A 22675-nucleotide genomic window follows, 5' to 3' on the forward strand; every position below is an offset into this window, starting at 1 on the left:
TTAATCAAATACATCCGTGGAAGTAAATTGTGCATTGCCATTTTCTACGGATTTTAAGAACCATAAACAATAAGAAACAGACATGGAAGTTAAAAATGTAAAAGCATTTGGAACAGCAAGTGCAGAAGAAGAAGAACTTAAAACGTTAGCTATTCAACGGAGGACAGCGACGGCACATGACGTTGAAATAGAAATTCTTTATTGCGGTATTTGTCATTCGGACCTGCACTCTGCAAGAAACGAATGGCATAACACCATCTACCCGATCGTTCCCGGACATGAAATTGTTGGTCGTGTCACCAACATTGGCGGGCATGTGAAGAAGTTTAAAGTGGGAGATCTCGCGGCAGTGGGCTGTATGGTGGACTCCTGTCGGGAATGTGAGTATTGCAAGGAAGGTCTGGAACAGTTTTGTGATCCGGGCAATACGCTGACTTTCAATTCGCCGGATAAGTATCTGGGCGGACAAACCTACGGCGGTTATTCGCAGAGCATTGTGGTTGACGAAAATTACGTACTCAGCGTACCCGAAAATCTGGATCTGGCTGGAACTGCGCCATTACTTTGTGCGGGTATAACAACGTATTCTCCACTGAGACACTGGAAAGTGGGCCCGGGTAGTAAAGTCGGCGTAGTCGGCATAGGCGGTCTGGGACACATGGGGATTAAGCTGGCCAAAGCCATGGGTGCGCATGTCGTGGTTTTTACAACTTCGGTTTCTAAAACGGAGGACGCTAAACGTCTCGGTGCAGATGAGGTTGTTTTGTCGACCGATCCGGACCAAATGAGTAAATACGCAAAGAGCCTGAATTTTATCCTGGACTGTGTTTCGGCACAACACAATATCGATGCTTATCTGAATCTGCTGAAAGTGGATGGTGCCCTTGCCTTGGTGGGTGCGCCCATGGAGCCGCTTCCGGTGACCTCGTTCAGTTTGATCCTGGGCAGACGAAGTTTTGCAGGATCGAATATCGGCGGTATTGCCGAAACCCAGGAAATGCTGGACTTCTGTGCCGCACATAATATCACCTCCGACATTGAACTGATTGGCGTTGATCAGGTTAACGAAGCTTATGAGCGTCTGCTCAAAGGTGATGTGAAATACAGGTTTGTGATTGATATGGCTTCGCTGAAATAACTGCGTTGTTTAAGTTGATGTGTATGGAAAGGGGAAAGGCTTTATGTTGGTTCCCCTTTTTGATTTTGCCTGGCCCGGGTTTCTGCTTCATAGCATCTGTCTTACTTATGCCCGGCTGGGAGCGACTGAACACTATGACAACAATTTAACTATAAATTATGGCCGGAATTTTTAAACAGGGTATGCTATCAAGACTTGTCATCGAAGTTCTGGTTCTGATCCTTTTTGTTATCCATCTGTCCACGGCTTTCTGCGAAACCAGTAATTTACAGGGAAGCTTTAACCGCGCGCTCACGCTTGATATTAATCAGCAACAGCTTAGTACGGTTCTAACGGAAATCGAAAAAGTATCGGGTGTCAGGTTTATTTATAGTTCCCGGCTGATCAGATCGGAACGAATTGTTGACCTGAATGTTCAGGATGAAAAACTGGGCGCGGTGCTTCAAAATTTGCTGGGGCCGTTGAAAGTCAAATTCAGACAAGAGGGCGGACATGTTATTTTAGTGAGAGACAGATCCATGCACTGATGTTACCAATATCATGCAAATTTATAAGTGTTCCAACCTTTTGATTGCGTGGCTTGCGATACGCTGAAAATACAACAGCGTGAAAACGAAATGACAACGACCAATTGCTTTAATCTGGTCAGATCAGAATATACCAGACAGTAAGTAGTTTCACTAAACTGATTAATTTGTAAAATACCAAAAAAATCACAAACCTTATACGCGAAGATGTTAATTTTAGCTGACCATACCTATTGTTTACGTAAAACCGGAGATATGGCGACTTACGAAACAGGGTTTGGTCATTAACGGTTAGTCAGCAGCATGAAAGTAGAAATTCAGGAGGTCTCCGGTTTTCATTCTCTGGGGTTGGAGATTGATGTAGCCATTTCCTTTATGCCTTTTATCAGGTTTGTAGCGCAGCGTGCAGCGGAAGAAACTACTCCAAAAGCTGTTTTTTATAAAAAAATACTGGAATACTTCCGGCAGCAGCAAATACCGGAAACGGATATTGCACTCGACGATGTTCATCAGTATGAGGGCTTTTTTGAACATGTTTATACCTGCCTCTCACCAGTACTATCGCCGGAAAAGGACCTTGCCTGGGGACTGAGTTTTCCGGTAAACCCAAGAATATTTTACGGAACCGACCGGCTTTTCGAGATGATTGGGCAAAAACCTTCGGATGGAGATGAGTACCTGATAAAAAAGACAGTTGAGGATTTTATCAAAGAAAGGTTGAACCTGATCTATACGCTGATCCTGCGGCGGTTGTATAATTTCCATGTTCCCGTTAAAGTCCAGCAATATCTGGCATGGAGAAATCATGAAACGGGCCTTTTGAGCTATTATGAAGCAAATGTCAATACCGATTTTGTAGAAATAACCCCGAAGGGCGAGCTGCCTGTTATTGATTTCGTAGAATTATATGCGCGGTTCAGTGAAGATAACGGACACCTTTTACTGGAAAAGATGCTCCCGCTTCATTTGTTTCGCTTCAGGGGTTTTGCCGTGCTCAACATCTCCGATGTCACTGCGCAAATGGCGGTTGAAAATATCAAAAAAGTACGACTGAACCGGATTCCCGGTGATGGAGCGACGCGCTATCGGAATATCATTGAATCGTTAAAAACGCTCGTTCAGAACAACAAAATTGAGTTTGATCTTTTTCCCTTTGTGCGGGTTAATAACAGGGCGGTTTTTGGTTATGAAACGGGCGGCACCGGTATAATGTTTAAAGTATGGGGGGGCGACAGGTTGACTCCCGAGGCTTTTACACGGCAGGCTGAGAGCTATTTTGCCAAACCGATATCTTTCTTTTCGCCCGATATTGGGGGAGAAAAGGAAAAGCAGATCGCTTTTCTTGAACCATTCAGAAACCTCGGTGTACGTTCATTGGCGATGCTCCCCGTTTTTTTTGACGAAACCGCCGTTGGTGTGCTGGGGATGCATACCTGGCGGGATGAGGTTTTTGATGAAAAGACACTCGCAATGCTGGAACCGGCCGTTGAGCCGATTGCACAGCTTCTTCAGATTTATATCGATGAATTTAATCTGGAACTGGAAAGCATTATCAAAGAGAAATTTACCTCCGTGCAGCCTTCTGTTCAATGGAAGTTTAACGAAACGGCCTGGCATTTTTTGTATAAAAAAAAGAAAAATATACCCATTGAAGTAGAGCCAATCTGCTTTCGGGAAGTGTACCCGCTTTATGGTGCGATTGACATCAGGAATTCGACCGTTGAAAGAAATGCAGCCATCAGGACGGATTTGAATTTTCATCTGGCATTGCTGGACAAAACACTCGCGTCGTTAGCCTCAATGGATAATTCTTCCATTATGCAGGAGCTTCGTTACAGCTGCGGTAAATGGATTCGAACCTTTAATGCTGATGAATTGAGCAGTGCGGACGAAACCGGCCTGAGCACATTTCTGGACTTTAAGATAAGTGATTATTTTACACATTTGCAGCAATATGAGCCCGATACCAGGGACGTGATTGCCGGATATCTGGATGCGACTCAGCCCAAAACCGGTGAGGTTTTCGGCAATCGTAAAGCGTTTGAGCATTCGATGCAGATGATCAATGATGCGGTCAACGACTACTTTGAATCTGAAAAGGAAAAGCTTCAGCAGCCATATCCGTGTTATTTCGAAAAATTCAGGACGGATGGCGTCGAGTACGATATTTACATCGGCCAGTCCATGAACCCTGAAAAACCTTTCAATCATTTTTATCTCAAAAATCTCCGGCTCTGGCAGCTGTCATCCATGATCGCGGTCGCGAAAACGACGCATGCTTTGCTGCCGGACATGCCCAGGAGACTGTCCACCACGCAGTTGATTTTTGTACATAACCACATGATTGACATCAGTTTTCGTCCCGACGAAAGGAAATTTGATGTGGAGGGGGCATACAATATTCGTTATCAAATGATTAAGAAACGCATTGATAAGGTTCACCTAAGAAACACCGGGGAACGGCTGACCCAGCCCGATACCATTGCGCTGATTTATTTTCAGAAAAAGGATATTGAAGATTACCTGCCTTTCATCAGCTATTTGCAGGAAACCAATGCGCTTGCGCCAGAGACTGAGGAGCTGGATCTTGAAGATCTTCAGGGCCTGAGCGGGTTGCAGGCACTAAGGCTTCGAATAGTTTATGACTGAAGTGATATGAAAATTGGATTTTTATGAATTGACCAGTTAGACAAACGCAAAAACTGTAAAATAAAATGAGAGAGCTCATCCATAACAAAGATTATGACGGTATCAAAAAAGCGCTTTCCCAGAATCCCGATCTGGCTAATGAGGGTATTCCGTATGATGAAGTAAACACCGCGAAGGCGCATCCGTTGCACAGGATCTGTGACGGCGTATTTTCTGGAATATATTCGGATGAAGAGGCGGTGGAAATGGCAAAGCTATTTTTGGAATATGGCGCGGATATAAACGGTGGAAAAATAAAAGATAAACAGGATACGCCGTTGATCGCCGCCTCGAGCCTGCATGCCGATCAGGTTGCGATTTTTTACATAGAAAAAGGTGCGGAGATTAATCATTCGGGCTGTCACGGGGGGACGGCGTTACACTGGGCAGCATGGTGCGGCCGGGATAAAGTTGTCGCGAGACTTATACAGGAAGGGGCGGAAATTAATAGGTTATGTGCTGATTTTAAAGCCACACCGCTTTTCTGGGCGATTCATGGTCTGAAGAGCGGCGGGAGGGATAAATTGTCAAATTACGTGGCATGTGTCAGACTGTTGATAGCAGCCGGTGCGGATAAAAATATTCCAAATGGCGGAGGGGAAACTGTTTTCGATTTGCTTGATGATAACGATTTGGAATTGAAAGCACAGTTGCGTTGAGCATATTATCAATAGCGGACCGACTACTGATGTCCGTCAATTTGAACCACAATGATTTAGGGAACCCAAGGAACGATATGTTGCAATTTCAATATCCCTGCTACCGACGAAATGTTCCGATTGGAACAAAAATACCAACTAGAACAAAAACGTCTAAACATCCTTGTATCATTGTCCCCTCGGGACATTTCGTTGGTAGCAGGGATAGATCGATGTGATTTTCGTTCCGTAGGAAGGTTTCGTGGTGATTGATGAAACCAATTAAGTTAATGAAAGGTTAAAAAATCTTCGGGTAGGGTAACGAAAGCGTAGTTTGGAAGATCGGGTGACTTACGAAAAAGAAAACGGTCCAGGAAATCAGCGATTTCCTGAACCGTTTTATAACGACACGAAAGGGAATTCCTGTAAATACCTTATTTTTTCCAGTCCATGGTTTTAAAAACGATCTCCTTATAACCGTTGCGTTCATACAGAACACCCACCGCATTTTTTGCCGTCTGCACCAGGTCTGAATAGGCGGTGAAGTCTTTTTTACCATCAGGACCTTTATCAATCAGGTATTGCTTTTCCCAGGTTTTGCCGTCGTCAAAACTGATTTTCAAGGTAAGATTATCACGTTGCACGGTGTCGGCGGCGTTGGAAAAAGCCAGCACGTTTTTGTTCTTATATTTTCCGATCGTTAAAATACTCCCTTCGCAAACAGGGTCAGGCAGGTTATGGTCGAAGAAAGTCGAGTCCCAATGAGCGCCGCCGTCGCTGCTGATGGCAACAATCCTGGCTTTTACATCCCCCTTTTGATTACGGGAATTAAACATCAACCGGCCGCCGGATATTTCTGCTGCGGTCGACTCATTTGATCCTTCAAATGAAATGTTTTCGCTTAGTTTAAAGGTTTTTCCATGATCGTCCGTGTAAAATCCATGCGCCTGATAATCGGTGAAATGCGGTTTGGGAGGACCGGCAGTGTGATTGGCAGGAATGTATATCCGGCCTTTGAATTTGCCTCCGGTAAATTGCATGGCGTGGCCGGGCGTGATGGCATAGCTTCGCCAGTCTTCAGAGAAATTATAGGCAGGATTAATACCGGGCTGTTTGGGTTTGTGCACCTGGGTTGTAATATTTACCGGCGCAGACCAGCTGATACCGGAATCGACCGAAGTTTTGAACCAAACTTCTCTTAAACCATTTCCTTTTCTAACTTCTCCTTCATGGTTGTTTCCGGTATTGTAAAACAAAAACAATTTGCCTTTCGGAAATTCGGGATCGGTTAAATCCACAACCGGTGCAGGATTTCCCGCCTGAAGTTTGCCGTAATCTGCCACCACTTCAATTGCAGACCAGGTTTTACCGTTATCCCTGCTTCGTTTTAAAACGATATCAATATCGCCAAAGTCGCCGCTGCCGCCAACCCTTCCTTCTGCAAAAGCGAGTAATTCTCCGTTTGGCGATCGAACGATAGCCGGTATACGGAACGACTTGTAGCCATCTGATCCGGATACGAAAACCGGAGTTTGGGCGGTAGTCAGGTGATGGAAAAGTGCAAAAACGCTGGTCAATAGAATGTTCGAAATTTTCATAGTCAGATATTGTTATCGGTTATTTCATAAAGGCCCGAAACCAAATTATTTCCTGTTGTATTTTTTAAAAGCTGGGCACAGTACCATTCCTGACGCGGTAAATGAAAGGGCCCTTTGAAAAGATTGCCTTTTGCGGTTTGTGCCACGGTGCCGTCCCGGTGCAAATAGCCAAACCATTCTTTATTTTCCCTGTCATGAAAATGGCTGTAAGCATAATCATGGACGAGCTTATGCCATCCCGCATATTTTTCATTGCCGGTCAGCGTGTAAGCCAGTAAAGTAGCAATAATTACCTCGTTATGCGGCCACCAGAATTTCATATCGTGCCAGTATTCCTGAACCGGTTTTCCATAAACATCCTTGAAATAATAAATGCCTCCATGTTCCTTGTCCCAGCCTCTTTCCCACATATAATCCAGCATTTTACAACCCAGCTTAATCAAATACGGGTCATTGTTTCGATGTTTTGCTTCGTGCAAAATAAACCAGGCGCCTTCTATGGCATGTCCAGGATTTAGGGTGCGTCCGTCAATGTGGTCGATAATACTGCCATCGGGCGCAACCTGTTCCATGACGCAGGCAATATCGTCCTTGACAAAATCGGTTTCTATTTCTTGAATATACAGATCGATCCACGCATCGCAGCGCGGGTCGCCAATGGTTTCGCGAAGCTGCTGTGCGGTGTTCATCAGGATCATCGGAACCCCGATTCCTTTCGTCGGTCTTGTAGAAGTGAATTTGGGTTCCAGGAGTCCGGGCGTCGTGGCATATTCGATACATTTACCAAAAAGATATCTGGCTTTTTCGGCGGCGGCCTCATCTCCGCTCGCCTTTGCATAGGCGGCGTTGGCAATGACGGCGAAAGTTTCTGAGAAAAAATATCTTCTTTTCCGGATTGGTCTGCCGTCTCTGGTGACATGGAAAAACATGCGTCCATCGGTATCGAAACAATGTTTGTTTAGAAAATCAATACCTGATTTTGCACCGTCCAGCCATTCTTGTTTTGGTTCGACGGTGTTGTACAAGGTCGATAAAAGCCAGGCGGCCCTGCCCTGAATCCAGACGGCTTTATCGTCGTCAAGCAGTGTGCCATCCTGGTCGCGCATCAAAAGATAACCTCCGTGTTGCGCATCGAGGGATCTTGGAAACCAGAATGGCAGGGTGTCATTTAACAGTTGGTTGTTGTAAAATTTCCTGAGATTATCCAGGTCAGTTTCAGTATAGGTCATTTTTTTGGTTCGTTTTAGGGAATTGGAACAATAAAAGTAGATGCGGGCAGGCCGGCATCATTGATCAGGTTTGCCCGGGTAAAGGGCTGATAAGCATAGCAAACCGATTTTATTTTTTCACCGGCAGGAATCGTAATATGTACCCGGTTGTTTAGAATAATGGCGTTGGCTGTCAGTCGTTTGCCATCATCGGTTATCAATTCAAATCCAGTTAAAGGTGCATGCGCTTTCGTTGAAAGGTGGCCAGCGGATGAAAAGTCGATGAGAATTTTATTCCCTTTTTTCTGAACAGATCTAAGCACAGGACCGTTGGGTACCACTTTCTTTTTATAGGTATTGTAAAGTGCCAGCCGAGCAAGCCGCTCACCGATTTCCTGTTTTTTCAAAGGGTGTACATTTAAAGAATCCCCCAGATCATAACTGACAGCCATGCCGCTGTTGGGAATTCTGGCCAGCATTTTGCGCTGAGAATCCCTGAAATCCGGCCACGATGGCCTGTCAATACCTGATAGCTGCACGTAGTAAAACGGAAATTTATATCCCCATTTTTCTCTCCAGCTTTTGACCAGCTTTTCAAAAAGGTGCACATGCAGACTGATGTTATGGGCATTACTTTCCCCCTGATACCAGATGACGCCTTTGACGGGGAACCGGACGAAACGGCTTATACCAGCCTGAAAATTGTAACCTGGTTCATAAGGATGCCGCTGTCCGGCTGATTTTGCATTTTTTACGTTCATTGCGGCACGCTCGCGACACCAGGGCATCACCATATCTGAACTTTGCCAGTTGTCAAGCATAGGAACTAATAAACTGTCCTGTTGCAAACTTTGTTTGTCGATCCAGGACTCCGTCGGTGATCCGCCAACGGAAACCTGAATTAATCCTATCGGAACATGCTCGCTGGCTGCGATGGTTTTTCCAAAATAATAACCCACGGCGGAAAAGGAACCGGCATTTTGCCGATCACAGCGCTGCCAGCTGCCTGAGAAAAATTGCAGCTGATTTGTTTTTTCAAGCGTCACAGTATCCCAGGGGAAATTACCGGTTTCTGCCAGTGTGTTCATTTTTAGGAAACGGATATTAGGGTTTGAGATTTTGCCTGCGAGTTCCCTGGAACCGGTTTCTGCATTTTTCAATTGGAAATCCATGTTCGACTGCCCCGCACAAATCCATACATCGCCAACAAGAATGTCTTTGATTACTATTTTCTCTTGCGATGTTTCCACAGATATTTCATAAGGCCCGCCGTGTTGCATGGGCATGAAGACAACTTCCCATTTACCTTCCGGCGTAACGATTGTTTTTTGTTCATGGCCGGAAAAGTGAACCGTAATGTGCTCGTCGCTGGCAGCGGTACCATACATGCGCAGCGGCATATTTCTTTGAAAGACCATGTGATCCGTAAAAACTCCGGCCACCCGCAGTTTTTGATCATCCTGTGCATGTCCAAAACCGAAACATGCCAAAACGAAGAGACAAATTAACAGGTTTGTTTTCATTTAACCTTCCATCGTTAAACCCGAAAGATCCTGCTGCTTTGGCATGAGCAGGCTGAACAGATAACCAAAAAATACACAGCTGATCAGGCCTGTAAAGGCATACATGAGCAAATGAATATCACTGTATTGCTGTATCAGAATCTGTGTGATGCAGCTCACCGCCATACCAATCATTACGCCGTTGCCGTTTGCCTTTTTTGTGAAAATACCGAGAATAAAAGCACCGCCAATGCAGCCGGTAAACAGGCCAAGAATGGTATTGAACTTATCCCAAAGCGAAGAAACGCCCTTATGTGCCATGTACAACGCAATGCAGGTGACAAAAATGCCAAGAAGCAGGGTCGTGGCTCTTGCGAAAAAAAGTGTTTGGTTTGGTGTAACGTTGGGTCTGAGTTTTTGGTAAAAATCAGTGGTCAGCAGCGTTGCTGTGGAGTTCATGCTGGCTTCGGTACTGCTCATGGCCGCGGCGAAAATACCGGCAATCAACAGGCCCGATAGTCCCGCGGGAAGCTGACTGACAATGTACCAGGGAAAGATATTGTCCTGATTCTCCAGGGCCATATTTACCTGCTGTGGTTGTTCTCTAAAAAACAGAAAAAGCAGCGTCCCGATTGAAAAGAAAACCAGTGTGGAAGGCAAGGTAAGCCAGGCTCCCAGTTTAAGGCTTTTAACGGATTCTGTTTCCGATTTTGTTGTCAGATAGCGCTGAACGGTGGTTTGATCTGTTCCGTAGGTCAGCAGATTGATGGCCATCCCGCCAATAATAACGACCCAGAAAGTAGGTTCTGAAAAATCCAGACGAAAATCAAACACTTTTAGTTTTTGAGCATTATCAAGTGCTTTGATGCCGCCATGCCAGTCATTGATATGGAACGGAAGATAAAACAGACAAAACAATGCACCGATTGCCAGGATCAAAACCTGGATGACTTCCACCCAGATCACAGCTTCTATTCCTCCTTTTACGGTGAAAAAAATACTGATCACGCCGATCAGGATGATGCAGATATTGACGTCGATTCCTGTCACCAGCGTCAGCGCGATGCTGGGCAGCAGCACAACGATGCCCATCCGGCCTATCTGAAGCAATACATAGAGTGAAGAGGCCATGACCCGGCAGCCATAATGAAAACGTTTTCCCAGATATTCGTAAGCAGAAGTTACATTCAGCCTGCGGTAAAACGGGATGAAATAGCTGGCCACCAGCGGCATCACCATGATGATCGTCATCAGCAGGAAAAAGTAGGTCCAGTCGGTTGCGTAGGTTTTTGCGGGGATGCCCATGAAGGTTATCGCACTCAGTTTGGCGCCGAAAATGCTGATACCTGCCGCCCATTGGGGAATACGTTCACCCCCTTTGAAATAGTCGTCGGTATTGTTGGTTTTGTTTGTAAAAAGAAAGCGGCCAGCAGTCATCATCAGAAAACACACAAATAAAACGAGCGAGTCGATCCAGGAAAAAAATGCTTTATGCTGAATGGTACCTTTGGTGATCACAGGTGTTCTGGTTCCCGGTTTGATCTCCCCACTTGGAATGAAAATCTCGTTATCCCATTTAACCGCCGTCGTCGTGACCTGACTGAATCCGGGTAATGCACCAATTCTTGCCCATGCATCGGTCACGGTGTTGTACAGGTAGACGTCTTTGCTAAAACCCTGATGGGATGTGAGCAGGGAAACTTTTTCGGATTGCAGTTTCTGCTTTTCTTCTTTCGTTTCCGCTTTGGCGATCCGGGCGTTGTAGGTTTCAATCTGGTTAAAAACGTTACCTTTATCTCCGCCGATTAAAAGAATATAGGAGGCTCCGTTCGCTATACCGGTGCCGGCAGATAAAGTGGTAACCGTTTTTCTGTCACCAATATCTTTGACTTTTTTCCAGCTTTTTACCAACGGGTCAAAACAAAAAACCGTACTATGTAGATCGCTGATTCCGGACGCTGTACTGCTTCTTCCGCCCAGTACATAGATGTTTGTATACTTGCCATTGTTTTGAGATACGACGACAGCGTGAGAAAGCGCGACGGGGAGGGCCGGTAATTGCTGCCACCCGGTGTTCGTCGACGATAAATCCAGCGTGAAAAAGCCATTTGAGACTCCTGTACCCGTTTCGCCGCCTGCAAGATAAACGGTATTGCCAATAGTGGTCATGCCGGCATTGGCAACCGGAAGGGGCAGATCTGGCAGTGATTTGAAAACAACATCATTTTTGGATGCGTCCCAGTTCACTAAAAATACCTCTTTGCTTACACCCGAAGACGTTTCTCCTCCGGCACATACGATACCCATGGCTGTGGTTGTACTGGATCCGTATGCGATTTTCTGGGGGAATCCTGATCGTTTAGTCGTAATCCAGCTATACTGATTGCCTTGTTTTTTCAACGCATAAATATCGTCCCGATACGTTTTTTTACCACCTTGCCAGGGCATACCGTCCGGAAAGTTTGCACCCCCTGCAATCAATAAAAGACCATTGCTGATACCGGTGAAGGCTCCTGCAACGCCTAATTGTGTCTGGTTTTTGTCTGGCGCAGGCAATCTGGTCAGTTCAGACCATATGATTTCATTTGCCTTTTGCTCCTGGGCCAATAGAGGTGTTAACAACATAAAATGTATGCAAAATACGAGACAGGGAATGGTGGTGTTTATCCGCATTACAGTGAATTATTTACTGTTAACAAGCTGGATTTAAAGGTATCAAAATCCAGTTGGGAAACGTCAGATTTAAAGTCTTCAAATTGTGCGGCGCTCATATTTCTTACGGGCAATCTGAATTCCCCGCAGTCCAGGCCGGTCACTTTCATATACGCCTTGCCAACCGAAATTCCACCGTATTTCCCCAACAACCTTATCATGTCGATTGATTTTTGCTGCAACCGGCCGGCATTTTCCATGTCGTTGTTATTGAAAGCGTCGATCAGATCATGATATAACGGGGCGGCGTAATTGAATGTACTTCCCACGGCACCTTTCGCCCCGACGGCCAAAGCTGAGAGCATATTTTCATCCCGTCCCCAGAGCATATCATAGGCTCCGTTTTTGTAGTTGAGACAAGACTGAAAATCCATGAAATCCTCATGTGTATATTTGATCCCGGCAAAGTTATCCAAACGGCCATCGAGTGTTTGCAAAAGGTCAAACATCGGAAATCCTAGACCGGTTAAGACCGGGATATGATAATAGTAAAACGGCATCCCCGGAACCGTTTCCGCAATGGCGACAATGGAACGTGCGAGCATTTCCACATTGGCAGGTTTGAAATAAAAAGGGCTCGTGAAAGAAACCGCATAGAGCCCGATTTGCTGCGCATGTTTGGCGAGTTCGATACAGTCGGCGATACAGGTACCTCCCAAAAGTGTCATTACCTTGAAATCGGGGTCAGATTTTGTGCACTTGGCCCAGGCCTCAGCGACCTGCTTTTTTTCTGCAACGCTCATTGAAACACCTTCTCCTGTGGAGCCGCATATAAATGCCCCGGTGATCTGATTTTGCTTTAAAAATTGGTAGTAAGCCGGTATCAGGTCGGTGTTTACACGGCCGTCGTTATACATTGGCGTGAAGGGAGCAGCGATAAGTCCTGTTAATTTTGGTTTCATGGGGGTAGTATTAAATGTTTGAAAATGAATTTTTTTGTAGGATTTTGTGCCCTTGCCGAGCCCGGCAAGGGCGATTGCATACTTAGTTTGGCTTGGCCGTACTGTATCCCGGTGTTTGTTTTACCAACGGATCATTCGTCCAGATACCGGTTTCAATTGGCCATAAGATTCTGTATCCTTGTGAGGCTTTGTCCAACACACCATACGGATGATTTGTGCTTTTAAATACAAGGGGCGTTGTGGCATATTTCATCCTTCGCAGGTCATACCAGCGTTTTCCTTCGTGTACAAATTCTTTGGTGCGTTCAGTGAAAATGGCAAGCTCGTTGGCATCTTTGGTCCCGTTTACGAACGGTTTCGGATCCTTCCCGGGACCAAAGGCGCGGTCACGGACTGGCTGGATATAGGCGGTAGGATCGTTGCCTTCGGCGTTTACAATTTCAGCCAGCATTAAAAGCCTGTCGGCTTCCCGGTACACGGGCCAGTCGTCAGAGAAATATCGCTTGTTGGCGTCAATGGTACCCAGGAATTTAACCAGCACCGTATTTTTAATTGTAGCAACATAAGGGCTGACTGCCGTATTGACCTTGTAATAGTCGTAGAAAGTTGCATTTCTTCGCGTATCCGTTATGTCAAATGACTGAAAAAGTTCGAAAGTATAAGCGTAACGTTGAATGACCTGCTGCGAATTGGTGGCAGCCAAAAGAAGCGGATCAACTAAAAAGTTTCCCACACCGGCCGATGCCGTCGAGTCCTTGTAATGGAGTCCGTTAAAATTGAAGGTCGAATAGGTGTAAGCGGCCACGCTACCCATTTCTGCCTCGCCGACTCTGTAGCGTATCGTAAAAATAATCTCACTGTTGTTCTTTTGCGTGTAGGCAAACACATTGGCGAAATTAGGCAAAAGCGTATTTCCGGCTGCCGAGGTCAAAGCGGTTTTTGCTTCTGCAAGATCTGCCGTCTGGTTGTACACTTTGGCAGACCATAAAAATACTTCACCTTTTAGCATATACGCAGCCTTAGGCGACCATTGACTTTTATCGGCTGCACCAGCCTGGGAGCCAAAAAGGCTGATCGATTTATTGACATCTGCCTTGATCGCCGCCAGCACGGCTTCCTCAGTAGCCCGCTCTTTTCGCAGGAGTACGGCGTCTGTTGTTCCGTTTAACACGTCGGCCTGCAATACAAGCGGCACGCCGCCGTATGTACGAAGCAGATGAAAATAATAATAGGCACGCATGGCATAGGCCTGTCCGAGCAGATAGTTCTTTTTGGTTTCAGCCAGGAAACCAATTGCTTCTACCTTTTGAATAAAAAGATTGATCTGAAGAATAGGCCCGTAAAAACCAGCCCAGCTGTTCACACCCGACGAAGTTTCTTCCAGGCGCTGCTCGATAACCGGCAGCTCGTTGAGTGATGTTGCCTGTCTGTCTACGTTGCTGTAAATACCGGAGCGCATTTCTCCGAGACGCACAAACTGAAATTGGTTATCTCTGAACTGCTTGTGAAGGCCTACCATGAAATTGCTCACCTGCGCGTCATTTTGCCAGAAATTTCCGTCTCCGAAGTAGTCCTCCGGTGTTAGGTCCAATGTTTTCTGGCAGGAAGCTGCCATCAAACCCAGCAACAGACAGTATATATAATATTTGATCTTTTTCATCGCGGTTTTCATATTAGAATGTGACATTTGCTCCAATAATTAGGGTAGTAGGAATCGTGTATGCGCTGTTTTGGGAACCCGTGCGCTCCGGTAGGCTCAGCATTTTATTGGTAATGTAGCCCAGATTCTGTCCCGTTACAGTAAAGGTAAGTCCCGCGATTTTTGCCTTTTGAAGCAAGGAAGACGGTACGGTGTAGCTCAGTGAAACTTCTCTGAAAGCCAGGTAGGAGGAATTTACCCAGAACATACTGCTTGGCCGGTCAAAGTTTTTGGCATTCAGCTGATCCGCCCATGTATAACGTGGATATTTTGCATTGGGGTTTGCAGGTGTCCAGGTATCTTTTACGGCATCGGTGACGTTAAATTCCCCCTGGAAACTTCCCAGCGACCACATTTGCTGAAAATCCATTTGCTTATGTCCCAGCGCAAAATCCATTCGGGCAAAAAGAGACAGGTTTTTCCAACGCACTGTGGTATTGAAACCACCCGTCCAGCGTGGAATGGAACGTCCCAGAGATACCATGTCACGTGTGTCGATCGTGTCATTCTGATCCAGATCTTTCCACATCATATCGCCTAGCTGGGTGGAAATATAAGTCGTTTTGTTTAAGCCTTTTGAAGCGATCAATGCCGCGCTTGCCACGCGTTTTCCAGCCGATGCACCGTACTGTACTTCACCGGCGGCGATGTCAATTTTATTGTATTTGGCAAGGTCTTCGCCGGTTCTGATTATTCCTTCACTCACATAACCATAAATCTGCCCGAATTCCTGTCCTTCCTGTAAGCCCCCGGCCCAAATAACCTTTCCCGAAGACGGGTCATAAACACGCTGCCCGCCTTGCCTGTTGTTCTCATTTCCATTGAAAGGAAGTTTGATTACCCTGTTTTTATTCCATGCGGCATTAGCACCGACCTGAATTGCAAAATCCTTTTTCTGAACGGCTTTGAAAATGGCTTCCAATTCCACCCCACGGTTGCGCATGCTGCCGTTGTTGGTACGTACACTGGAAATACCCGCAGACGTCGGCAGAATCACACTGGCAATTTTATCTGTCGTGATCCGGTTGTAAACGGCTATATTGGTTGTTAGCCGGTTGCCGAAAAAACCCATTTCCATGCCGCCTTCCACGGTATTGCTTTTTTCCCATTTCAGGTTAGGGTTTGCGATACCGGTTTGCAGAAAGCCGATCGTGCCATTGTATGCCGTTTGTGAGCCATAAGATCCCTGCAATTCGTAAACACCAATGCCATTGTTGGTACCAATGCCGATGTTTCCGTTTTTACCATAACTGGCCCGTAATTTCAAAAAGGAAAGCCATCTTTCCGTAGGCACCATAAAGCTCTCTTTATGTATTAGCCATCCTGCCGAAAACGCGGGGAAAGTACCGAACTGGTTGTTGCCGATCAGTCTGGAGTAGCCGTCTCTTCTTACCGTAAAGGAGGCCAGGTATTTTCCGTCGTAATCATAATTGAGCCTTCCAAATGCGGAGATGATTCTTTCGCGGTTGTGGTATGAGTCGATGGTCCGGGTGTTGGCGTCGCTGGTTGTCAGCGATAAATCCTGAAAATCGTCTGTGGGAGCCAGTTTTCCGGCAGCCGAAAATCCTTTGGTGTACTCATCATAATATTCGAAACCAGCCATCGCGTCGAGGTTGTTTTTTCCCAGGAACCCGGTTTTGTAGTTCAGGATGGCATTGTAAGTTTGTCTGATGGTGCGTTCAAAACCCGATGAACTAGCCCGGTCGCGGTTCCAGCCCGTATTGGGGTTGGTCGGGCTCATGATCCCGATCCTGAAGTCCTTGTTTAAAGATTCAGCCGTAGATTCATCGTACATTAAAATACCACCGATTTTGAAAAACAGGTCTTTGGTCAGGTCAACCTTGAAGGACTGGCCCAGGGTAAATTTATCAGACTGGTTATTTCTTTTGTATTTATCAATATTGATGGCAGGGTTTCCGTCACTGGCATCCCTTCCCAAAATAAGCTCTCCGTTGGTATTGGTTCCGCGCATGGTCGGCGGAGCAGACAGCATCCGGCCCCAGTAATTGGCTTCACCGTTTTGCAGGGATTGATCACGCCAGTTTCCCCGGGCAAAAGCAAGGCTGCTTTCGGATTTGAGCCAGCTCTTAATTCTATAATCACCATTCAAAGTGAAAGTCAAACGTTTGTAAAATGTTCCCAGTGAAAGGCCATCTTCATTGTAATAACCCAAATTGGCATAATAACCACCCTTTTCATTGCCACCGTTCATGCCGATGTTATAATCCTGCGAGATAGCAGGCGAGCGGAATGCGTAGTCGCCATAATTAAAATCTTTGTAGATCAGGTCCGCATTGGTGCCGTTGGGATCGTAGGCGCCTGCGGCATTTGTTTTAACAGGATCTTTCATGACTTTCCAGCCATCATTGGCAGATAAAAGCTCGCGGTTTTGATCGGTCAGCCGCATGGTGCTCCATATCGCACGCGAATCGTAGTTTCCGTCAAGAATCTTTCCGTCTGCATCTTTATACAGGTTTCCCGTGCCTCTTGGACCCACGCCGCTTAAGAGCGAGGAGGTGGCCACCCCGTTTTTTATGGCTTCCACAACGCCCAGCCTGGTCCAGTGAATATAATCTTCCGCACCGACAAAATTGTATGGGATATTTAAAAAATTGATACCTGTTTTCGTCTTGAGTGTAATGGAAGATGAACCTGCTTTTCCTCTCTTTGAAGTGATCAGAATAACCCCGTTGCTGGCGCGTGCTCCGTAAATTGCCGTTGCAGAAGCGTCTTTTAGCACTTCCATGCTTTCAATATCGTCCGGGTTAATATCACTCAATGAGCCTCTTACCTGCCCGTCGACCACAATTAGCGGACTGCCGCTACCGTCGAAATTGGTACCGCCACGCAGGATAATCGTTGGCAGCGAGCCAGGCCGCCCCGTTCCAGTGGCTACCCGCAAACCGGCTATGGTACCTGCAAGGGCCTGGGCCGGGTTTGAGCGCATCCCTGTTTCAAGCATTCTCGAGTCCAGTTTTGCAATAGAAGAAGTGATTTTTGTTCTGCTGCTGGATCCATAACCAGTAACAACGACTTCATTTAGCGCTGACACTTCCGGTTTAAGGTAAATATCGAGGTTGGACGAAGTTCCTGCCGTTACTTCCTGGATTACATAACCCATCATCCGGAACTGAATCACGTCACCGCTTGCCGCGGATATCGTGTAAATGCCTTCCAAAGAGGTTTCTGTGGCTATGTTTTTCCCCTTTATCAGGACAGTGACATTGGGTAAAGGTGCTTTGTCGTCATCAGAGATAACTTTTCCGCTGATTGTTTTTCCGGATTGTGCGTGCAAAAGCGTCACCAGCAAAATTCCGGCGACGCTCAGCAACAGTTTTAAACGCGTAATAAGTAAGAGCATAAAAGTGTAGGTTATAAATGTATTATGTATGACATAATAAAGGTAGGAGAATTGTGCTATTAATTGCAAGCATCTTGCAATATTTATTTTTGGAAAATTTTGGATCTAATGGATTTTGAACTTGATTATAAAAAGAAATTGACCAAATTTGTCATACATAATACGCTAAAAGAATAAATGGAGGACATATTTCAAAATATTAAGTCAATTGATACGAGCTCGCTGGTCGACAGAGTCGAGAGTAATCTCATTGCGCTATTTATAGAAAAAGATTTTAAAGTAGGGGACTCGATTCCTAAGGAACTCGAACTGGTGCAGCTGCTGGGTGTGAGCCGTACCGTTGTCCGGGAAGCGATGCTTCGTCTGAGATTGATGGGCCTTGTAGAATCAAAAAAACATCGTGGAGCCATTATCACGAGTCCTGACCTGGTTTCGATACTTGAAAAAAGTATGAACCCCAAAATATTGCAGGATGAAACGTTAAAAGAAATATTCGAGATGAGACTTTCCCTGGAAATCGGGATGGCCGACTTTATTATGGAACGTGTGACGCCGGACGATATCAAGGCTTTGAAGCTGCTGGTGAAGAATGAGCCGTCGATGTCAGACAAGATGTTGTTTCAAATTGAACACGAAATCGCGTTTCACGGCAAGTTGTACGACATCACAAGAAATGAAACGATGAAAAAATTTCAGAAGCTTCTGCTTCCTGTTTTTGATTACGTTCACAAAAGTGGATTGTTGCGAAAAATGCCGGCGGGCAGGCCTTACGTTTCACATCAGGGCCTCGTTGAAATTATCGAACATGGTGATTCCGAAAAACTACGCAATGGCATGAGGAACCACCTTGAAAATCATTTTGCGAGATTATTCGAATAAACTGTGACTGGAGACCGGATTTTACCGGTCTTATCTATATTAAGTATGCCGGAAGAAGTTTTTCCGGTTTCTCTGAAACCACGCTGCAAAAAATGCAGCGTGGTTTCAGAGAAATTGTGTGTCTTAAAGTATTACGCCCTGAATTGATATGGATTGTAACTACTAAATTAAAAAATTAATCACTTTTTAATTTGGGTTGGGTTATATGGTTTTGCATTTTGATAATCCGGGCAGGAAACGAATCCGAGCGATAAGATATTGGGTCAATAACCTTGCCATCATCATAATCGTATATAGTGGACAGAACAAAAAGGGCTGACACTGAGGCAAATTCAGAAAAAATTCAGAACCTGATTTTAGTTTTGTTTGTACAGCATAGCCTGTTCGTGCAGCGTAGATTGTGGGAGGGTACAACAGGTTTGTTGTTTTGGGAAAGTCTTATGAGAGACGCGGCGGTAGAATTGGGGAAATAAAAGGAATAGGCTATCTTCGGCCGTTTATTGATAAAATATAATAATTTGAAGAAATAATTTACATTTTAAGCCTGTGCCGGCAAAGGGCACGCAACAGAACCTAACAATGATCAGTACCCTTGAAGCGCCGGTTATAAAACCAACCAAGAAACAAACAAATTCCTTTCAACTAGCAGGCCTGATGATAACAATCGTTATCGGTCTGTCGTTTTTCACCAGAATTGCATTATTATTTAAATCAGCCGCGACGGTTGACTTCACCATCCTTAATCTGCTTGGGATTTTCGGGATCGGATTATGCTACGATTTGATTAACGCAGCCTATTTTATTTTGCCATTGATGCTTTACATCTGGCTTCTGCCGGGCAGGATTATGAACAAACGCTGGCACCGTTTCGTGCTTTATGGCATCTTTTTCTTTTTCACATTCGGCTTATTGTTCAATATCGTATCCGAATGGTTTTTCTGGGATGAATTCAGTTCCCGTTTCAATTTTATTGCTGTCGATTATCTGGTGTATACCCATGAGGTGATTGGTAACATCCGTCAGTCTTATCCGGTTGAAATTATCGTAGGCATGCTGTTTTTGACAACGATTGCAGCCATTTATTTTTTAAGGCCGGTGATAAAAAACGCGACGGGTTATTCGCTTCCGTTCAAATACCGTTCGTTGTGGATGGCAGGATATGTCTCTGTTCTGGTAGTCTTTTATTATCTCGTTGATAACAAGTTTAAACAGTTTTCTGAAAATACTTACGTAAACGAACTGGCTGGAAACGGCTTGTATGAGCTTTTTGCAGCCTACCTGAATAACGAACTTGACTATGCCCAGTTTTATCAGAAAATTCCTAATGCAGAGGCATTTAAGATGATTCGTGAGCAAATTAAAACGCCTGAAAGCCAGTTTGTTAATAATGACCCTTTTAGCATTGAGAGGAAAATTATGAATCCCGGCAAGGAAAAAAAGATGAACGTTGTGCTGATTAGTGTAGAAAGTTTAAGCGCAGATTTTCTGGGCAGTTTTGGAAATACACAGAAAATAACCCCGAATCTGGATTCACTCGCAGGGCACAGTCTGTTGTTTACGAATTTATATGCGACCGGCACACGTACGGTACGCGGGCTGGAAGCGTTGTCGATCGGAACACCGCCGACACCCGGACAATCCATTGTCAGGAGGCCAAAAAATGAAGGATTGTTTTCAATGGGAAGGGTTTTTGAAGAAAAAGGATATCAGAGCAAATTCATCTACGGCGGATATGGCTATTTCGATAACATGGGTTATTTCTTCGATCATAACAATTATCAGGTGGTAGACCGTAAGAAAATCGCTAAAAAGGACATTGCTTACGAGAATATTTGGGGTGTAGCGGATGAAAATCTATTTACGCTGGCGACAAAAGAAATTGAATCGACAATAAAATCAGGAAAGCCGGTTTTTGCGCATGTCATGACGACTTCCAATCACCGCCCGTTTACTTATCCTGATGGGAGAATTGACATCCCGTCGCACACCAGCCGTGAAGGGGCAGTTAAATACACCGACTATGCAATCGGCAAGTTTATCAAAGAAGCCAGCAAAAAGCCCTGGTTTAAGAATACGCTGTTCGTCATTGTGGCCGACCACTGTGCGTCAAGTGCGGGAAAGGCCGATTTGCCGGTGAATAAATACCTGATTCCGCTTTTGATTTATTCACCAGGGAACATCGCGCCTGCCAAAATGGAAAGACTGATGAGCCAGATCGATCTGGGCCCGACAGTCCTGGGTCTTCTGAATTTCTCTTATACCAGCAAGTTTTTTGGCTATGATATCTTTAAACTTGAAAGCGGCCGTGAGCGCGCTTTTATCAGCACCTATCAAAGTTTGGGTTACATTAGAAAAGATACGCTGATCATCTTAAAGCCTCAGCGGATCGCCAACGCATTTGTACCCAATTTTAAAGATGGAAGCGCCAGGGAAACGGATCTGAATAAATCGTTGGCCAATGAAGCCATTTCTTGGTATCAAACGGCGAGTTATCAGTTTAAAAACAAGATGATGAAATAGGGGAGGCATTCGGATCTGATACGCGCATAGGATAAATGAAAACGGAAGAGCGGCTTATCATGCAAATTTAACAAGGAAGGTGTGCCAGCCTTCCTGAAACTGATAGCTGAGTTCCCATTGGTTCATCAGGCAAATTTCTTTGGCGATAGCCAGTCCAAGACCGGTGGAAGTGACGTGCAACTGGCTTTTCGTAAATCGCTCAAAGATCTGCTCGGAAGGAAAATCAGGTGCCACACCGGTATTGGCAATGGACAGACTTTGATTTTTCAGGTTGATTTTGACCTCACCATGCACAGGTGTATACCGCAGTGCATTGGACAGCAGGTTATAAATCAGCGTTTCCGCGAGATATTTGTCAGAAGTGGCAATGGCCGTTTTTATCTGTTCCGTTAAAACGATCTTTTTATTGTGAAATAGATCTTCCATGTTCCTGACCTGGAATTCCAGAATTTCATGCACCTGAATCTCCTGTTTATCCACAAAGATATTGTTGTCCAGTTTGGCCAGCAGTAAAAGACTTTTATTCATCTTCGCAAGCCGGTCGACACCGGATTTTGCCTGAACGATGTAGCCCGCCATCTGTTCACTGATTTCGAGCTGACTCATGCGGTCCAGTTTGGACTGAATGATACTTAATGGCGTTTGGATCTCATGTGAAGCATTTTCGGTAAACTCCCGTAACGCCAGATATTCTTTCCGGCTCCTTTTGGTAAGGTCTTCCAGCGTATCATTCAGCTCTTTGAATTCGTTAATACTGGATTCATACAGTTGCAGTTCGGTAGGAGAGCTTACCGAAAAATTCCGGACATTTTTGAGGTTTTTAAAAAAAGGAGTCCAGATTTTTTTGTTGGAATAATAGTTAATCAGTACACCCGATCCGGTCAGTAAAACCGCTGTCAGGAGAAAAATGTAAAGGATTGTAAGATAGTACTGGTCCCAGCCGATGTGGGATGTCATAACGATGGCCTGGTAATGATCCGGTCCGATCTTTTGGGTTTCACGGATGTAATGATATCCCTCGAATTCCTTCTGTATATGGTCATAAAGCAAGGAATCTCCAAAGGTTATGCCGGGTGTTGTCTGCGTGGATACCTTCACAATTCTGATTAAGGGAGCATCCATAAAATTACCGGCACGGGCGTTGGCGAAAATTTCATCGGCCTGTAGTTCCAGCTGTTCGTTCATTTCGTCACCAACGGCCTTTTGCAGGATCATAAAAAGGGCGACGCCCGTGAAAATAAGTATGGATACTGACGCGATCAGATAGTCCCGGGTTGTTTTGTATAGTAGTTTCATCCGGCGT

General features: G+C 45.2%; 14 protein-coding genes. 6 read left to right on the forward strand and 8 right to left on the reverse strand.

Annotation, left to right across the window (positions count from 1 at the left end; all coding sequences use genetic code 11):
• The first annotated feature begins 82 nt into the window (after positions 1–82).
• The 4 genes from RB622_RS06800 (at position 83) to RB622_RS06815 (ending at position 5012) form a co-directional block, all read left to right on the forward strand.
• Positions 83–1138 (forward strand): NAD(P)-dependent alcohol dehydrogenase, encoded by a 1056-nt coding sequence (locus tag RB622_RS06800; RefSeq protein ID WP_308045801.1) that lies wholly within the window; start codon positions 83–85, stop codon positions 1136–1138.
• A gap of 182 nt (positions 1139–1320) precedes the next feature.
• Positions 1321–1665 carry an STN domain-containing protein gene (locus RB622_RS06805; protein ID WP_308045802.1) on the forward strand — a complete coding sequence of 115 codons (345 nt, stop codon included), beginning with the start codon at positions 1321–1323 and terminating at the stop codon, positions 1663–1665.
• A 303-nt stretch (positions 1666–1968) separates the two neighbouring features.
• Positions 1969–4314, forward strand: coding sequence for a GAF domain-containing protein (locus RB622_RS06810; RefSeq protein ID WP_308045803.1), 2346 nt, complete (start codon positions 1969–1971; stop codon positions 4312–4314).
• Between the two features lie 65 nt (positions 4315–4379).
• Entirely contained in the window at positions 4380–5012 is a 633-nt protein-coding gene (locus RB622_RS06815) for an ankyrin repeat domain-containing protein (RefSeq protein ID WP_308045804.1), read from the forward strand.
• Positions 5013–5425: 413 nt separating this feature from the next.
• Here the strand turns inward: RB622_RS06815 and RB622_RS06820 are convergent, their stop codons facing one another.
• The 7 genes from RB622_RS06820 to RB622_RS06850 form a co-directional block, all read right to left on the reverse strand.
• Positions 5426–6589, reverse strand: coding sequence for a sialidase family protein (locus RB622_RS06820; RefSeq protein WP_308045805.1), 1164 nt, complete (start codon positions 6587–6589; stop codon positions 5426–5428).
• Between the two features lie 2 nt (positions 6590–6591).
• The gene (locus RB622_RS06825; protein WP_308045806.1) at positions 6592–7818 is read right to left on the reverse strand and encodes an AGE family epimerase/isomerase; all 1227 of its coding nucleotides are present in this window, start codon (positions 7816–7818) and stop codon (positions 6592–6594) included.
• A 14-nt stretch (positions 7819–7832) separates the two neighbouring features.
• Positions 7833–9320 (reverse strand): sialate O-acetylesterase, encoded by a 1488-nt coding sequence (locus RB622_RS06830; protein WP_308045807.1) that lies wholly within the window; start codon positions 9318–9320, stop codon positions 7833–7835.
• Positions 9321–11972, reverse strand: a complete 2652-nt coding sequence (locus RB622_RS06835) for a sodium:solute symporter family transporter (protein ID WP_308045808.1) — start codon at positions 11970–11972, stop codon at positions 9321–9323. It lies immediately after the preceding gene.
• A complete protein-coding gene (locus tag RB622_RS06840) occupies positions 11972–12913 on the reverse strand; it encodes a dihydrodipicolinate synthase family protein (RefSeq protein ID WP_308045809.1) in 942 nt (313 codons plus the stop codon). The genes RB622_RS06835 and RB622_RS06840 overlap by 1 nt, the downstream gene beginning before the upstream one ends.
• An 82-nt stretch (positions 12914–12995) precedes the next feature.
• Positions 12996–14600, reverse strand: coding sequence for a RagB/SusD family nutrient uptake outer membrane protein (locus tag RB622_RS06845; protein WP_308045810.1), 1605 nt, complete (start codon positions 14598–14600; stop codon positions 12996–12998).
• Positions 14587–17973 (reverse strand): SusC/RagA family TonB-linked outer membrane protein, encoded by a 3387-nt coding sequence (locus tag RB622_RS06850; protein WP_308045811.1) that lies wholly within the window; start codon positions 17971–17973, stop codon positions 14587–14589. Before RB622_RS06850 ends, RB622_RS06845 begins: the two co-directional genes overlap by 14 nt.
• 177 nt (positions 17974–18150) lie before the next feature.
• Between RB622_RS06850 and RB622_RS06855 the strand changes: the two genes are divergently transcribed.
• Together RB622_RS06855 and RB622_RS06860 are read left to right on the forward strand one after the other, a co-directional pair.
• Positions 18151–18852, forward strand: a complete 702-nt coding sequence (locus RB622_RS06855; protein WP_308045812.1) for an FCD domain-containing protein — start codon at positions 18151–18153, stop codon at positions 18850–18852.
• A 579-nt stretch (positions 18853–19431) separates the two neighbouring features.
• Complete coding sequence (locus RB622_RS06860; protein ID WP_308045813.1) at positions 19432–21372, forward strand: sulfatase-like hydrolase/transferase; 1941 nt, start codon at positions 19432–19434, stop codon at positions 21370–21372.
• 57 nt (positions 21373–21429) lie between these two features.
• Here the strand turns inward: RB622_RS06860 and RB622_RS06865 are convergent, their stop codons facing one another.
• Positions 21430–22668, reverse strand: coding sequence for a HAMP domain-containing sensor histidine kinase (locus tag RB622_RS06865; protein ID WP_308045814.1), 1239 nt, complete (start codon positions 22666–22668; stop codon positions 21430–21432).
• Positions 22669–22675 lie beyond the last annotated feature (7 nt).

Source organism: Dyadobacter sp. LHD-138 (assembly GCF_030929615.1).
Lineage (GTDB): Bacteria > Bacteroidota > Bacteroidia > Cytophagales > Spirosomataceae > Dyadobacter.

Coding starts and splice junctions, on each gene's coding strand:
- RB622_RS06855 (WP_308045812.1), top strand. CDS start 18,151: ATGGAGGACATATTTCAAAATATTAAGTCAATTGATACGAGCTCGCTG.
- RB622_RS06805 (WP_308045802.1), top strand. CDS start 1,321: ATGCTATCAAGACTTGTCATCGAAGTTCTGGTTCTGATCCTTTTTGTT.
- RB622_RS06840 (WP_308045809.1), bottom strand. CDS start 12,913: ATGAAACCAAAATTAACAGGACTTATCGCTGCTCCCTTCACGCCAATG.
- RB622_RS06835 (WP_308045808.1), bottom strand. CDS start 11,972: ATGCGGATAAACACCACCATTCCCTGTCTCGTATTTTGCATACATTTT.
- RB622_RS06860 (WP_308045813.1), top strand. CDS start 19,432: ATGATCAGTACCCTTGAAGCGCCGGTTATAAAACCAACCAAGAAACAA.
- RB622_RS06815 (WP_308045804.1), top strand. CDS start 4,380: ATGAGAGAGCTCATCCATAACAAAGATTATGACGGTATCAAAAAAGCG.
- RB622_RS06845 (WP_308045810.1), bottom strand. CDS start 14,600: ATGTCACATTCTAATATGAAAACCGCGATGAAAAAGATCAAATATTAT.
- RB622_RS06810 (WP_308045803.1), top strand. CDS start 1,969: ATGAAAGTAGAAATTCAGGAGGTCTCCGGTTTTCATTCTCTGGGGTTG.
- RB622_RS06865 (WP_308045814.1), bottom strand. CDS start 22,668: ATGAAACTACTATACAAAACAACCCGGGACTATCTGATCGCGTCAGTA.
- RB622_RS06825 (WP_308045806.1), bottom strand. CDS start 7,818: ATGACCTATACTGAAACTGACCTGGATAATCTCAGGAAATTTTACAAC.
- RB622_RS06800 (WP_308045801.1), top strand. CDS start 83: ATGGAAGTTAAAAATGTAAAAGCATTTGGAACAGCAAGTGCAGAAGAA.
- RB622_RS06820 (WP_308045805.1), bottom strand. CDS start 6,589: ATGAAAATTTCGAACATTCTATTGACCAGCGTTTTTGCACTTTTCCAT.
- RB622_RS06850 (WP_308045811.1), bottom strand. CDS start 17,973: ATGCTCTTACTTATTACGCGTTTAAAACTGTTGCTGAGCGTCGCCGGA.
- RB622_RS06830 (WP_308045807.1), bottom strand. CDS start 9,320: ATGAAAACAAACCTGTTAATTTGTCTCTTCGTTTTGGCATGTTTCGGT.